General features: G+C 51.2%; 1 protein-coding gene. It reads right to left on the bottom strand.

Going from position 1 to position 248, the window contains the following annotated elements:
• Nucleotides 1-248 (bottom strand): plasmid partitioning protein RepB C-terminal domain-containing protein (locus GHN92_RS23755; RefSeq protein ID WP_306108750.1); only part of this gene is annotated, 248 nt, incomplete at both ends.

The following is a 248-nucleotide window of genomic DNA, read 5'->3' as shown; positions in this document are numbered from 1 at the left end:
CTCCAGTAGCCCAACAATCATGCTGACCCATGATGCAGTGCTGCCAATTACTATTGCGATCTCTGCGTCTGTTTTACCTCGCTCCTTCAGGCGCCCAACCTCGTTCATGAGATCTATCGGGCGATGTTGCCTTCGAGCTACGTTCTCTACCAAACTCATCACAAGGCAATCTTCTTCGACAGCATCAATCACAAACGCTGGAATCTCTGTGGCCTCCAGATCTAGGAACGCCTCTAGACGGCCTTGTC

It is taken from the genome of Pseudomonas sp. FSL R10-2964, from assembly GCF_009600035.1.
Taxonomy (GTDB): Bacteria; Pseudomonadota; Gammaproteobacteria; order Pseudomonadales; family Pseudomonadaceae; genus Aquipseudomonas; species Aquipseudomonas bubulae.
The sequence above is the reverse complement of the archived record's forward strand: the minus strand, read 5'-3'. Positions and strand labels throughout refer to the sequence as shown.